Origin of the sequence: Pseudomonas sp. 58 R 12 (assembly GCF_900005865.1) — a bacterium.
Taxonomy (GTDB): Bacteria; Pseudomonadota; Gammaproteobacteria; order Pseudomonadales; family Pseudomonadaceae; genus Aquipseudomonas; species Aquipseudomonas tritici.
In genome coordinates this window covers 433,637-446,538 of sequence record NZ_CVTP01000016.1, presented here as the reverse complement: position 1 = coordinate 446,538, position 12,902 = coordinate 433,637, and the positions used below count along the sequence as shown (strand labels likewise).

Below are 12,902 nucleotides of genomic sequence, written 5' to 3'. Positions count from 1 at the left end.
GGGGGCTGGCTTGCCTGCGATAGCGGTGGGTCAGCAGTTTATCCGTTGCCTGGCACTCCGCCATCGCAGGCAAGCCAGCTCCCACAGTTGATCTCCTCTGGCTCTAGAGCATGCGTTCCAAGCCAACTGACGTTGCAAACCACGCATTGAACCGTCGCCACCAACTGCCCGGCTCGCGGGTCAGGGTGTGCAGTTGGCCGTTATCCTCGGTCACCCACACTATTTGGCCATCCTGCAATTTCGCCTCATAGCTCAAGGCCGGTGCCATGCCTTGCAGCGCTAGGTTGCGCACGTGCTCCGCCAGCTCGGGGCTGTCGACCAGCACGCCGACTTCGGTATTCCACAGCACTGAGCGTGGGTCGAAGTTGAACGAGCCGATAAACGATTTCTGCCGGTCAAAGATCATCGCCTTGCTGTGCAGGCTGGAGTCCGAGCCGCGGAAGGTGCCGCGCCGGAACAGATGCGGCCCGCTGCCTGCGCTGTGGTCACCGGGTTGACGGCGCAGTTCGTAGAGCTTCACGCCGTGTTCCAGCAGCGCCTTGCGATAGGGCGCATAACCGCCGTGTACAGCCGGCACGTCAGTGGCTTCCAGGGAGTTGGTCAGCAGGCTGACCGACACCCCCGCATCGGCGCGCCCGGTCAGGTACACCAGCCCCGGTTGCCCCGGCACGAAATACGCCGAGATCATCATCAGCTCATGGCTGACCCCTTCCAGTTCCGGTGCCAGTTGAGTGGTGAGCAGCAACCGAGGGTCTGGGTCGGCTTTGGACAGCACCTTGCTTGGTGCGTCCCACAGCGCCTGGTTCCAGGCCCAGATCAGTTCGCGGCGCCAGATGTCCATGCGCGGTTGGGTCTGGTAGGTGCGCAAGCGGTTGTAGAGTGCATGGTTCTGCTGGCGCGATTCGGCCAGCGATGCTTCCAGGTACGCGCGCGCGTCGGCGAGGTCGCCTTTGGAAGGTGTATTGGAAACGAAGTTGTCGATGGGCTTGCTCAGGGCGCTGTTCCAGTACTGGTCGAAACTGTGTCCAAGCTGCTCGGCTACCGGGCCCACGCTGAGCATGTCGATATCGGTGAAGTTCAGGTTGGGCTCTGCATCGAAATACTCATCCCCCAGGTTGCGTCCGCCGACGATGGCCACGCTGTTGTCCGCCAGCCATAGCTTGTTGTGCATGCGCCGATGCTGCAGTGACAGGTTGAACAAGCGGCCCATGGCGCGCGTCACGCCGGTGCTGCGCCCCAGGTGCAGGGGGTTGAACAGGCGGATTTCGATTTTGGGGTGGGCGGCGAGCGTGGCGATGATCTGGTCGAGGCCGTCGCTGGTGGTGTCGTCCAGCAGGATGCGCACGCGCACGCCACGGTCGGCGGCCTTGAGCAGTTCGTCCACCAGCATGCGCGTGCTGATGCCGTCGTGCACGATGTAGTACTGCAGGTCCAGGCTGGTCTGGGCGTTGCGGATCAGTTCGGCGCGGGCCATGAAGGCCTCGCTGCTGTTGGGCAGCAGGCGAAAACCCGAGCGCCCTTGATACGGCGCGGCCTGGGCCTGGATAGAGCGGCCGAACGACGACTGCGCCGCGGGCAGGGCATCGCTCGGGATACGCGGTGCAGGCGCCGTGGCGCAGCCGCCCAGAGCCAGGGCTCCCAACAGGAAAAACGGTAATAGCCGTTGCATCATCAAGGGAGTTGCTTCCAGATCAGGGCGGTTGTCGGCATATGACGGCGATTTTCTGCGAAAGGTCAGTCGGCTGCCTCGGCCAGCATTTTGCTCGCGGCAGCCCCCACCTTGCGCACAGCTTCTTCAATCTGCGGCGTAGGCTTGGCAGCGTAGTTCATGCGTAGGCAGTTCCGGTACTTGCCCGATGCAGAAAAAATGCTGCCTACGGCAATCTGGACGCCTTGCTCCATCAGCACGCGGTTGAGCTTCAAGGTATCAAAGCCCTCCGGCAGCTCGACCCATAGCATGAAGCTGCCCTGGGGCCGGCTGGCGCGGGTGCCTGTCGGAAAATAGCGGCTGACCCAATCGAGTATCAAGTCGCGATTACGCTGGTATTGGGTGCGCATCCGCCGCAAATGCGGCTCGAAGTGCCCGTTTTTCAGGAATTCGGCAATGGCGATCTGCGGTTGTGTCGCCGTGGAACCCGTGCTGATGTATTTCATGTGCAGCACGCGCTCCAAGTATCGACCGGGAGCCACCCAACCAATGCGCAAACCGGGCGCCAGGGTTTTCGAGAACGAGCTGCACAGCAGTACACGGCCGTCTTCGTCGAAGGACTTGATGGTGCGCGGGCGCGGGTAGCTATAGGCCAATTCGCCGTACACATCGTCCTCAATGATTGCCACGTCAAAGCGCTGGGCCAGGGTGAGTAGTGCCCGCTTGCGCGCCTCCGGCATGATGTAGCCCAGGGGGTTGTTGCAGTTGGGGGTCAGCTGGATGACCTTGATCGGCCACTGTTCCAGCGCCAGTTCCAGCGCTTCGAGGCTGATGCCGGTGATCGGGTCAGTAGGGATTTCCAAGGCTTTCATGCCCAGGCCCTTGAGGGTCTGCATGGCGCCGTGAAAGCTCGGCGAATCCACTGCGACGATGTCGCCAGGCTCGCAAATGGCATGGATGCTGGCGGACAGCGCCTCATGGCAACCGGTGGTGATCACGATGTCCTCGGCGGTCAACTGGCAGCCGGAATCCAATGACAGTCGCGCAATTTGCTCGCGCAGCTCCATACAGCCGAGGATGTTGTCGTAATACAGGCCGGGCAGGTCCTGGCGGCGGCTCACGCGGGCGAGGCTGCGCAGCAAAGGTTTCAGGGTGGGGGACAGCACATCTGGCATGCCGCGCCCCATCTGTATGACATCTTTGCGCGGCACCGCGCGAATCAGCTCCAGCACTTGGTCCCACTGGGATATCTCTACCGGTCGTTGGGCCGGTCGACCAATTTCGGGCAGGGCTGGCAGCTCGCGGCCGACCGGTACGAAATAGCCGGATTTCGGCTTGGGCATAGCGAGGCCGTTATCTTCCAACAATCGATAGGCCTGCTGCACGGTGCTCAGGCTGACCCCATGTTCCACACTCAAGGCCCGCACAGACGGCAAGCGATCACCGGGGCGATAGAAGCCTTGTTCGATGCGCGTGCCCAATAATTCGGCGAGGTTCACATAAAGGGTCATGGTGGTCGCTCCCCGGGGACCAGTACAGATTGGGCGAAAATACAGGATTCAGGCGCCAATAGGCAGTGTCTGTATGGATTTAATATAAGCAGGTTGAATCTGTATTGGTTTGTGCTGCGCACTCATGCTTGTCACTCAAGGCGACAACGCAAATGAGGGGCAGCAAAATGAACGGTATGAGCGATGTGCGGCTGGCGTTACACAGCCAGGAACTGGAGGCTGGGCAGGAGCGGGCGACGGCGCCGCGCAACGTCAGCCGCTGGAACCTGTTCTGGCACCGCCGTCAAACGCGCAAGGCTTTGCTGCACTTGACCCGTGAGCAATTGCGCGACGTCGGGCTGAGCGCTGAACAGGCGCGCCAGGAAGGGTTGAAACCTTTCTGGCGCAGCTGATTCACACCAGCTCTTTGAAGCGGTGCCAGAGCATCCCCAGCGCCAACAGTGGCGAGCGCAGGTGCTTGCCGCCAGGGAACGTCATGTGCGGCACCTGGGCGAACAGGTCGAAGCGGCCCTGTTGCTGGCCGCTGATGGCTTCAGCGAGCAGCTTGCCCGCCAGGTGCGTGGCGTTGAGCCCATGGCCGGCGTAGGCCTGGGCGTAATACACGTTGGGCTGCTCCGCGAGCCGGCCAATCTGGGGCAGGCGGTTGGCGCCGATGCCGATCATGCCGCCCCATTGATAGTCGATTTTTACATCGGCCAACTGCGGGAATACCTGCAACATTTTCGGGCGCATATAGGCGCCGATGTCCTGGGGATCACGGCCGGAATAGTGGCAGGCACCGCCGAACAACAGGCGGCGGTCGGCGGACAGTCGGAAGTAATCCACCGTTACCCGCTGGTCACACACCGCCATATTCCGAGGCAGCAGTTTGCTGGCCTGAGCTTCGCTTAACGGCTCGGTGGCGATGATGTAACTGCCGGCGGGCAACACCTTGCCGCTCAGGTGCGGGTTGAGGCCATTGAGGTAGGCGTTGCACGCCAGCACCAAGGTCTTGGCGCGCACGTTGCCCTGGGCGGTGTGTACGTTGACCTCGGGGCCGTAGTCGATGCGCGTGACCTGGGACTGCTCGAACAGCTTCACGCCCAATTGCTGCGCGGCGGCGGCTTCGCCGAGGGCCAGGTTGAGCGGATGCAAGTGGCCCGAGCCCATGTCGATCATGCCGCCCACGTAGCGCTCGGAGCCGATCACGCTGCTCATCTGGTCTGCTTGCAGCAGGCGCACCTCATGGCGATAACCGAGGCTGCGCAGTTCTTCGGCGTCGTCCGCCAGGCCTTTGAGGTCTCGGGGTTTGTTGGCGAGGTCGCAGTAACCCCAGGTCAGGTCGCAGGGGATCTGAAAACGTTCGACGCGCTCACGCACGATCTCCACGGCTTTCAGGCCCATCAGCTTCATTTGGCGCACACCATCGGTGCCGATCACATTGGCGAACTGGTCCAGGCCATGGCCGACGCCACGAATCAACTGGCCACCGTTACGTCCGCTGGCGCCCCAGGCGATCTTGCGCGCCTCCAACAGCACTACGCTGAACCCGCGCTCGGCCAGCTCCAGCGCCGTGTTCAGCCCGGAAAAACCGCCGCCGACCACGCACACATCGGCAGTGACTTCGCCTGCCAACACGGGGTAATCCGGTTGCGGCACGCTGCTGGCGGCGTAGTAAGAGGCGGTGTGCCGGGCGCTGGCGGTCATGGGAGCATCCCTGTTTGGAAAATTTGACGCAGGATACAGCGGTCGGACGAAGCTGTCTGCGCAGGGCGTTTTACGGCAGAATCCATACTTAGTCGCCGTTCGGTAAATGTTTCGATGAGTTGCAACAGTCAGAAAATCAGCGCGCTGCGTCGGCAGATACCTTCGTTCGAGTGCGTCCCCGGTTGCCACGATTGCTGTGGGCCGGTGACCACTTCGCCCGAGGAAATGTCGCGCCTGCCGCGCAAGACTGCTGCCGAGCAGGACGCGGCCATGGATGAGCTGAACTGCGTGCACCTGGGGCCCAACGGGTGCACGGTGTACGACGAGCGGCCGTTGATCTGTCGGCTGTTCGGCACTACCAAGACTTTGCCGTGCCCTAACGGGCGGCGGCCGGTGGAGCTGATTCACCCGCGGGTGGAAAAGCAGATCCACGAATACATGGCGAGCACGCGGCAAGTGCTGGTCTGACTCGGTTAATGTGGGAGCTGGCTTGCCTGCGATAGCGGTGTGCCAGGCCCGCATGTGCCGATTGATACACCGCTATCGCGGGCAAGCAAGCTGACACAGTTGACGGTGTTGTGTCAGTCAGTCCGGGATCGGAAGGTTCAGGCTCTCCTTCACTTCTTCCATCACGATATAGCTCTTGGACTCCCGCACATGGGGCAACTTGAGCAGGATATCGCCGAGCAGTTTGCGGTACGACGCCATCTCGGAGATCCGCGCTTTCACCAGATAGTCAAAGTCTCCAGATACCAAATGGCACTCCAGCACGTGCGGCAGTTTCAGCACGGCGCGGCGGAATTCCTCGAAGGTGTCGCCGGATTTGTAATCGAGGCTGATCTCGACAAATACCAGCAAACTGCCCTTCAAATGCTGGGGATTGAGCCGCGCGTTGTAGCCCATGATGATCCCTTCACGCTCCAGACGGCGCACTCGCTCGGTACAGGGCGTGGTCGACAGCCCGACCTTCTCCCCCAATTCCGTGAACGAAATACGTCCGTCGGTTTGCAGGATGCGCAGGATGTTGCGGTCGATCTTGTCCAGCTCCCGCTTGGTCTGGGTGTTGGTACGCATAGGGGATACGCCTCTGTGAAAAGGGTTTTTGCCGAGAATTGTCGCCAAATATAGGCAGTTATATAGTGAAATGCACTGGCAATTGTTTTTTACACTGCGCTCATCATTGCTCGAATAACACACGTCAGCGGCCATGCCCGCGATGAGGATATAAAAATGCGCGTTCTGGTCTTGGGTAGCGGCGTGATTGGTGTGACCAGTGCCTACTATTTGGCGCGGGCCGGCTTTGACGTCGTAGTCGTTGACCGTCAACCTGCCGCCGCCATGGAAACCAGTTTCGCCAACGCCGGCCAGGTGTCCCCAGGCTATGCATCGCCGTGGGCCGCGCCGGGCGTGCCGCTCAAGGCCATCAAGTGGCTGCTGCAACGCCACGCACCGCTGGCGATCAAGGCCACCGCCGATATCGACCAATACCTGTGGATGGCGCAGATGCTGCGCAACTGCACGGCCAGTCGTTATGCGGTGAACAAGGAGCGCATGGTCCGCCTGTCCGAATACAGCCGCGACTGCCTCGACGAACTGCGCGTTGAAACCGGCATTGCCTACGAAGGCCGCAGCCTCGGTACTACCCAACTGTTCCGCACCCAGGCACAACTCGACGGTGCCGCTAAAGACATCGCCGTGTTGAAAGAGTCCGGCGTGCCGTTCGAACTGCTCGACCGCGCCGGCATCGCCCGCGTTGAACCGGCCCTGGCCAGCGTCACGGATATCCTCGCCGGTGCCTTGCGCCTGCCGAATGACCAAACCGGCGACTGCCAAATGTTCACCACGCGCCTGGCCGATATGTGCACGCAACTGGGTGTGGAGTTCCGCTTCGAGCAGGATATCCAGCGGCTCGACTACGCCGGTGACCGCATCAACGGCGTGTGGATCGATGGCAAGCTGGAAACTGCTGACCGCTACGTGCTGGCCCTCGGCAGCTACTCGCCGAAATTGCTCAAGCCGCTGGGGATCAAGGCGCCGGTCTACCCGCTCAAGGGTTACTCGCTGACCGTACCGATCACGAACCCGGCGATGGCGCCGACGTCGACCATTCTCGACGAGACCTACAAGGTCGCGATTACCCGTTTCGATAACCGCATCCGCGTCGGCGGCATGGCTGAAATAGCCGGTTTTGACCTGTCGCTTAACCCGCGTCGGCGCGAAACCCTGGAGATGATCGTCAACGACCTTTATCCTCAGGGCGGCGATTTGACCCAAGCTTCGTTTTGGACCGGCCTGCGCCCGACCACGCCCGACGGCACGCCGATTGTCGGTGCCACCCCGTTCAAGAACCTGTTCCTGAATACCGGTCACGGCACGCTCGGTTGGACCATGGCGTGTGGCTCCGGCCGCTTGCTGGCTGACCTGATGGCCAAGAAAACCCCACAGATCAGCGCCGAAGGCCTCGATATTTCCCGTTATGGCAACCACCAGGAGTCCGCACGACATGTCAATCCAGCGCCAGCTCACCAATGAGCGCATGAGCCAGATCGTTGTCCACGGCGGTACCGTGTATCTGGCCGGGCAAGTCGGCGACGACATGACCGCCGGGATTGAACAGCAAACCCGTGAAACCCTGGCCAATATCGAGCGTTTGCTGGGCCTGGCCGGCACCGACAAGACCAAGCTGTTGTCGGTGACGATTTACTTGAAAGACATCGACGCCGATTTCGCCGGCATGAACGCGGTGTGGGACAAGTGGCTGCCCAAGGGCGTTGCCCCGGCCCGTGCCACGGTTGAAGCCAAGCTGTGTGAACCGGAAATCCTGGTGGAGCTGTCCGTCGTGGCGGCCCTGCCTTAAGCAAGATCCCTCTCCCGGTGCCGACGCTGTCTGTCGGTACCGGTTTTTCTTCACTCTGCCGCCTAGAAGCCTGCCGCCATGCGTCCAGCCCGTGCCCTGATCGACCTCCAAGCCCTGCGTCACAATTACCAACTGGCCCGTGAAGTCACGGGGGCCAAGGCCCTTGCCGTGATCAAGGCCGATGCCTACGGCCATGGTGCCGTGCGCGTGGCACAGGCGTTGGAAGCCGAGGCTGATGGATTTGCCGTGGCATGCATCGAGGAAGCGTTGGAGTTGCGCGCCGCCGGGATTCGTGCGCCAGTGCTGCTGCTGGAAGGCTTTTTCGAAGCCGACGAGCTGCCGCTGATCATCGAGCATGATTTCTGGTGCGTGGTGCATTCGCTATGGCAACTGGAAGCCATTGAACAGGCCAGGCTGACCAAGCCGCTGACCATCTGGCTCAAACTCGACTCCGGCATGCACCGCGTTGGCCTGCACCCCAAGGATTATCACGAGGCTTATCAGCGCCTGCTGGCCAGCGGCAAAGTGGCCAAAATCGTACTGATGAGTCACTTTGCCCGCGCCGATGAACTCGACTGCGTGCGCAGTGATGAACAAGTTGAGGTGTTTGAAGCAGCGCGCCAGGGCTTGTCGGCCGAGGTCAGCCTACGCAACTCACCGTCGGTCATGGGCTGGCCGACTGTGTCCAGCGACTGGGTTCGCCCCGGCATCATGCTTTACGGCGCCACGCCGTTTGGTGAAGACCAGGCGGTGGCGGCGCGTTTGCAGCCGGTGATGACGCTGGAATCCAAGGTGATCTGTGTACGGGAATTGCCGGCCGGTGAGCCGGTGGGCTACGGCGCGAAGTTCATCACGCCCAAGCCGATGCGCATTGGTGTGGTTGCCATGGGTTATGCGGATGGCTACCCGCGTCACGCGCCGACGGGAACCCCGGTGCTGGTGGCCGGGCAGCGCAGCCAATTGCTGGGCCGCGTGTCGATGGACATGCTGTGTATCGACCTGACGGACGTACCGCAGGCCGGGCTAGGTTCTACAGTGGAGTTGTGGGGCAAAAACATCCTGGCCAGTGATGTGGCGGTTGCCGCCGAAACCATTCCCTATCAGCTGTTCTGCAATCTGCGCCGCGTGCCAAGGCTCTATTCCGGGGCCTGATCGTCAGGCACGAACACAACCGTCCGGGATTTAGGCCCAAGTGTTGTAAATACTGAACGCTGTCGCCATGATAACGCTCAATTACAACAAAGCCTGAATCCTAGGAGGCACCTGCATTGGACGTCGGCGAACGACTGCAATCCATCCGTAAACTGAAGGGTCTTTCCCAGCGTGAGCTCGCCAAGCGCGCGGGTGTCACCAACAGCACCATTTCGATGATCGAAAAAAACAGCGTCAGCCCCTCGATCAGCTCCTTGCGCAAGGTGCTGGGCGGCATCCCCATGTCCATGGTCGAGTTCTTTTCCGAGGAGATCCTCCAGGAAATACCGACGCAGATCGTCTATAAAGCCAATGAGCTGATCGACATCTCTGACGGCGCCGTCACCATGAAACTGGTCGGCCGGGCTCACCCCAGTCGGGCGATTGCGTTTCTCAACGAAATCTACCCGCCGGGCGCCGACACGGGCGAAGAAATGCTCACCCACGAAGGCGAAGAAACCGGGATTCTGGTGGAAGGTCGCCTGGAGTTGGTGGTCGGTCTTGAAACTTTTGTGCTCGAAGCTGGCGATAGCTACTACTTTGAAAGCACCAAGCCCCATCGTTTTCGCAACCCGTTCGATGTGCCGGCGCGACTAATCAGCGCAGCCACACCCGCGAACTTTTAAGAATAGAGGCGCCCTGCCAGCATTGCAGAGGTTCCCGTAGCAGTATTCCGTGAAGCTGAATCTCCCTTTGTTTAATAGGGTTGTTTCGGCCAGGCGGGCTAACCGTTATACTTTCGCCGCCTGCGAAACCGTGGCCGCAGGCGTGAATAGCCACCATTGAGGGTGAACGCGTGAACCTAATTATGAAAATGCTGGCTGCACCAGCAACCGTACTGGCCCTATGGGCTGTCAGCGCTCAAGCTGCGACCAATGATGACATTGCCAAGCGCCTGGAGCCTGTCGGCCAGGTGTGTGTTCAGGGTCAGGAATGCAAGGGAATGGAAGTCGCCGTGGCAGCGGGTGGCGGTGGGGCGAAAACCCCCGACGAAATCATCGCCAAACACTGCAACGCATGTCACAGCACCGGCCTGCTGGGCGCGCCAAAAATCGGTGATACCGCCGCCTGGAAAGAGCGAGCCGACCACCAGGGCGGCCTCGACGGCATTCTGGCCAAGGCGATCACCGGTATCAATGCCATGCCACCTAAGGGTACTTGCGCTGACTGCTCGGATGATGACCTTAAAGGCGCCATCAAGAAGATGTCCGGCCTCTAATCAGCCGATCTTCGCCAAAACAGCCGCTTACGAGCGGCTTTTTTGTGCCCGCAAATTGTGTTTCACCACTGTTCTTTGCAGCAAAGACCCGCCACTCTCTGTCCAACCCCTAATCACGGAATGTTCAGGAGGGTCGGATGGTGCAGTTGTGTTCAATCGAGCAAGCAGTTGATGACGTACTGGCGCGCTTGCCGGCGCATATCCACATGGGCATGCCGCTTGGCCTGGGCAAGCCCAACCTGTTTGCTAACGCGCTGTACCGGCGCATCGCTAAATTGCCGGATCGGGCGCTGACGATCTATACCGCCCTAAGTCTTGGCCGACCGACGATGGGCGATGGCCTGCAGAAACGCTTTCTCGAACCCTTTATCGAACGAGTGTTTGGCGATTACCCCGAGCTGGATTTCCTCGCTGACCTGCATAAAGACAGTCTTCCAAAAAATATCCACGTGCAGCAGTTCTTCATGCAGCCCGGCAGCTTGCTCCACAGCGAGTCGGCGCAGCAGGACTACGTCAGCAGCAACTACAGCCACGCTGCCCGCGACATCAACGCCGCCGGCCTGAACTTGGTGGCGCAATTGGTTGCGAGCAGCGCCGAACACCCTGATCGCCTGAGCCTGAGCTGCAACCCGGACATCACCCTCGACCTGCTGCCGATGATCGCCAAGCGACGTGATGCGGGGGAAACCGTGCTGATCGTTGGCCAAGTCCATAGCGATTTGCCCTACATGCCGGGTGACGCCGAGTTGGGCATGAACGCCTTCGACTACCTGATCGATGAAAAAGACAGCACCACGCTGTTCTCCACGCCGAATATGCCGGTGGGTTTCCAGGATCACTTTATCGGCCTGCATGCCAGCACCCTGGTGCGCGATGGCGGCACCTTGCAGATTGGTATCGGCTCGATGGGCGATGCGCTGACCGCCGCGTTGCTGGCGCGCCAAGCCGACAACGAGGCCTACCGGCTGCTGCTGACCGACATCGATGTGTATCAATGGGCGCCTTTGATCAGCCGGGAAGGTGGTGTCGATCCGTTTGCCCGTGGCCTGTATGGTTGCAGCGAGATGTTCGTCAACGGCCTGCTGGTACTGGCGGACGCGGGGATTATTCGCCGTAAGGTTTACCCGGATGTAACGACCCAGGAGCAGGCCAACGCCGGCACGCTCGACGATGCGGCGCAGCCTGATGGCATCTCGATCCACGGTGGTTTCTTCCTCGGCCCGAGAAGTTTTTACCAGCGCCTGCAGGAAATGACCCACGCCAAGCGCCTCGAATTCAACATGACTCGCATCAGCTACATCAACGAGCTGTACGGCCAGGAAGAACTCAAGCGCCTGCAACGCCGGGATGCGCGGTTTATCAACAGCGCGATTATCGTCACGTTGCTTGGCGCGGGTGTAGCCGACCAGTTGGAAGACGGTCGCGTGCTTAGCGGTGTGGGCGGGCAGTACAACTTCGTGGCCCAGGGCCATGCACTGGAAGGCGCGCGTTCGATCCTGATCCTGCGCAGCTGGCGCGAGTCGGCGGGGGAGGTCAGTTCCAATATCGTTTGGGACTATGGGCATTGCACGATTCCCCGGCATCTGCGGGATATTGTCATCACCGAGTATGGGATCGCCGATTTACGTGGGCAGACGGATGCCCAGGTTATCGAGGCATTGCTTAACATTACTGACTCACGCTTCCAGGACGATTTGATCGAACAGGCGCAAAAAGCCGGCAAGTTGCCCAAGGATTTCCAGCTGGATCCGCGCTTTGCCGATAACACGCCCGAGCGGCTACAGGCGATTCAAGCGCGCCATCGTCGGTTGTTTCCGGAATATCCACTGGGCAGTGATTTCACCGATGAGGAACGAGATTTGTTGCGGGCGCTGAACTGGCTCAAGAGCAAATTCAAGCTGACGGAGATGCTGGAGTTAGGCAAGGCGGCGTTGGATGCGCCTGAACCGGAGGCTTATCCGGAGCATTTGAAGCGGATGCGGTTGGATAAGCCGGAGGGGCTGAAAGAGGATCTGTATCAGCGGTTATTACTCGCCGGCCTCCAGGCCACCGGGCACTAACGAACATCCAGACCAAATGTGGGAGCTGGCTTGCCTGCGATGGCGGCGTGTCAGGCGACAAAGATGTCGACTGACAGGCCATCATCGCAGGCAAGCCAGCTCCCACATTTAATTGCGGTGTTATCAAGTTATTCGATGAAGGTGACCACGCCACCGGCCAGCGATTTCACGCGCGCCAGCGACTCCACCCGATAACCCTGCGCATCCAGCTCCGCGCGGCCACCCTGGAACGACTTCTCGATCACAATCCCCAAGCCGGCAACGGTCGCGCCCGCCTGTTTGATGATCGAGATCAGCGCCTGGGACGCTTTGCCATTGGCCAAAAAGTCATCGATCACCAGCACGCGGTCGCTGCTGGTCAGGTGACGTGGCGAGATGGCTACGGTGCTTTCGGTTTTCTTGGTGAACGAGTACACCGTCGCCGACAGCAGGTTTTCCGTCAGGGTCAACGATTGCTGCTTGCGCGCGAAGATCACCGGTACGCCCAGGTTCAGACCGGTCATGATCGCCGGTGCGATGCCAGAGGCTTCGATGGTGACGATCTTGGTGATGCCCGAATCCTTGAACAGCGCGGCGAATTCATCGCCGATCAGTTTCATCAGTGCCGGGTCGATCTGGTGGTTCAGGAAGGCGTCGACCTTGAGTACCTGATCGGAAAGCACGATGCCTTCTTCGCGAATTTTCTTGTGCAGTGCTTCCACGGAAAGCTTCCTCTAATGGCGCGGTGCGC

At 60.5% G+C, this 12,902-nt stretch carries 13 protein-coding genes; 8 read left to right on the top strand and 5 right to left on the bottom strand.

Translation table 11 applies throughout. The features are described from left to right. Nucleotides 1-103: 103 nt before the first annotated feature. Entirely contained in the window at nt 104-1,672 is a 1,569-nt protein-coding gene (locus BFP95_RS11450) for a phospholipase D family protein (RefSeq protein ID WP_065910092.1), read from the bottom strand. A gap of 62 nt (nt 1,673-1,734) precedes the next feature. Beyond that, the gene (locus tag BFP95_RS11445; protein WP_065875469.1) at nt 1,735-3,159 is read right to left on the bottom strand and encodes an aminotransferase-like domain-containing protein; all 1,425 of its coding nucleotides are present in this window, start codon (nt 3,157-3,159) and stop codon (nt 1,735-1,737) included. Nucleotides 3,160-3,326: 167 nt separating this feature from the next. Here BFP95_RS11445 and BFP95_RS11440 point away from each other — a divergent pair, with 167 nt between their 5' ends. Next, on the top strand, nt 3,327-3,551 hold the full coding sequence (locus BFP95_RS11440) for a DUF1127 domain-containing protein (RefSeq protein WP_065875468.1): 225 nt from the start codon (nt 3,327-3,329) through the stop codon (nt 3,549-3,551). Between the two features lies 1 nt (nt 3,552). Here the strand turns inward: BFP95_RS11440 and BFP95_RS11435 are convergent, their stop codons facing one another. Next, the gene (locus BFP95_RS11435) at nt 3,553-4,845 is read right to left on the bottom strand and encodes an NAD(P)/FAD-dependent oxidoreductase (protein WP_065910090.1); all 1,293 of its coding nucleotides are present in this window, start codon (nt 4,843-4,845) and stop codon (nt 3,553-3,555) included. A gap of 114 nt (nt 4,846-4,959) precedes the next feature. Here BFP95_RS11435 and BFP95_RS11430 point away from each other — a divergent pair, with 114 nt between their 5' ends. Further along, a complete protein-coding gene (locus tag BFP95_RS11430) occupies nt 4,960-5,313 on the top strand; it encodes a YkgJ family cysteine cluster protein (protein ID WP_016975913.1) in 354 nt (117 codons plus the stop codon). A 117-nt stretch (nt 5,314-5,430) separates the two neighbouring features. Here the strand turns inward: BFP95_RS11430 and BFP95_RS11425 are convergent, their stop codons facing one another. Further along, entirely contained in the window at nt 5,431-5,919 is a 489-nt protein-coding gene (locus tag BFP95_RS11425; RefSeq protein WP_003176896.1) for an Lrp/AsnC ligand binding domain-containing protein, read from the bottom strand. A gap of 156 nt (nt 5,920-6,075) precedes the next feature. Here BFP95_RS11425 and dadA point away from each other — a divergent pair, with 156 nt between their 5' ends. The 6 genes from dadA to BFP95_RS11395 all read left to right on the top strand — a co-directional run bounded on the left by dadA (nt 6,076) and on the right by BFP95_RS11395 (nt 12,172). Further along, complete coding sequence (dadA, locus tag BFP95_RS11420) at nt 6,076-7,377, top strand: D-amino acid dehydrogenase (RefSeq protein ID WP_065910086.1); 1,302 nt, start codon at nt 6,076-6,078, stop codon at nt 7,375-7,377. Then, nucleotides 7,349-7,702: a RidA family protein gene (locus tag BFP95_RS11415; protein ID WP_065875465.1), complete on the top strand. Its 354-nt coding sequence runs from the start codon at nt 7,349-7,351 to the stop codon at nt 7,700-7,702. Before dadA ends, BFP95_RS11415 begins: the two co-directional genes overlap by 29 nt. Before the next feature lie 78 nt (nt 7,703-7,780). Next, on the top strand, nt 7,781-8,854 hold the full coding sequence (gene alr / locus BFP95_RS11410) for an alanine racemase (RefSeq protein WP_065880281.1): 1,074 nt from the start codon (nt 7,781-7,783) through the stop codon (nt 8,852-8,854). Nucleotides 8,855-8,970: 116 nt separating this feature from the next. Then, complete coding sequence (locus BFP95_RS11405) at nt 8,971-9,519, top strand: cupin domain-containing protein (RefSeq protein WP_003176893.1); 549 nt, start codon at nt 8,971-8,973, stop codon at nt 9,517-9,519. A gap of 182 nt (nt 9,520-9,701) precedes the next feature. Next, nucleotides 9,702-10,112: a c-type cytochrome gene (locus BFP95_RS11400; RefSeq protein ID WP_003195451.1), complete on the top strand. Its 411-nt coding sequence runs from the start codon at nt 9,702-9,704 to the stop codon at nt 10,110-10,112. 137 nt (nt 10,113-10,249) lie between these two features. Then, the gene (locus BFP95_RS11395) at nt 10,250-12,172 is read left to right on the top strand and encodes an acetyl-CoA hydrolase/transferase C-terminal domain-containing protein (RefSeq protein ID WP_065910084.1); all 1,923 of its coding nucleotides are present in this window, start codon (nt 10,250-10,252) and stop codon (nt 12,170-12,172) included. A 128-nt stretch (nt 12,173-12,300) separates the two neighbouring features. Here BFP95_RS11395 and BFP95_RS11390 read toward each other — a convergent pair whose 3' ends face one another. Beyond that, nucleotides 12,301-12,873: a xanthine phosphoribosyltransferase gene (locus BFP95_RS11390; RefSeq protein WP_003195447.1), complete on the bottom strand. Its 573-nt coding sequence runs from the start codon at nt 12,871-12,873 to the stop codon at nt 12,301-12,303. Nucleotides 12,874-12,902: the final 29 nt, after the last annotated feature.

Bases quoted from the DNA above. Each gene is read 5' to 3' on its own strand.
- BFP95_RS11440 (WP_065875468.1), top strand. From the start codon at position 3,327: ATGAACGGTATGAGCGATGTGCGGCTGGCGTTACACAGCCAGGAACTG.
- BFP95_RS11445 (WP_065875469.1), bottom strand. From the start codon at position 3,159: ATGACCCTTTATGTGAACCTCGCCGAATTATTGGGCACGCGCATCGAA.
- BFP95_RS11430 (WP_016975913.1), top strand. From the start codon at position 4,960: ATGAGTTGCAACAGTCAGAAAATCAGCGCGCTGCGTCGGCAGATACCT.
- BFP95_RS11435 (WP_065910090.1), bottom strand. From the start codon at position 4,845: ATGACCGCCAGCGCCCGGCACACCGCCTCTTACTACGCCGCCAGCAGC.
- BFP95_RS11415 (WP_065875465.1), top strand. From the start codon at position 7,349: ATGTCAATCCAGCGCCAGCTCACCAATGAGCGCATGAGCCAGATCGTT.
- BFP95_RS11450 (WP_065910092.1), bottom strand. From the start codon at position 1,672: ATGATGCAACGGCTATTACCGTTTTTCCTGTTGGGAGCCCTGGCTCTG.
- dadA (WP_065910086.1), top strand. From the start codon at position 6,076: ATGCGCGTTCTGGTCTTGGGTAGCGGCGTGATTGGTGTGACCAGTGCC.
- BFP95_RS11425 (WP_003176896.1), bottom strand. From the start codon at position 5,919: ATGCGTACCAACACCCAGACCAAGCGGGAGCTGGACAAGATCGACCGC.
- BFP95_RS11400 (WP_003195451.1), top strand. From the start codon at position 9,702: ATGAAAATGCTGGCTGCACCAGCAACCGTACTGGCCCTATGGGCTGTC.
- BFP95_RS11395 (WP_065910084.1), top strand. From the start codon at position 10,250: ATGGTGCAGTTGTGTTCAATCGAGCAAGCAGTTGATGACGTACTGGCG.
- alr (WP_065880281.1), top strand. From the start codon at position 7,781: ATGCGTCCAGCCCGTGCCCTGATCGACCTCCAAGCCCTGCGTCACAAT.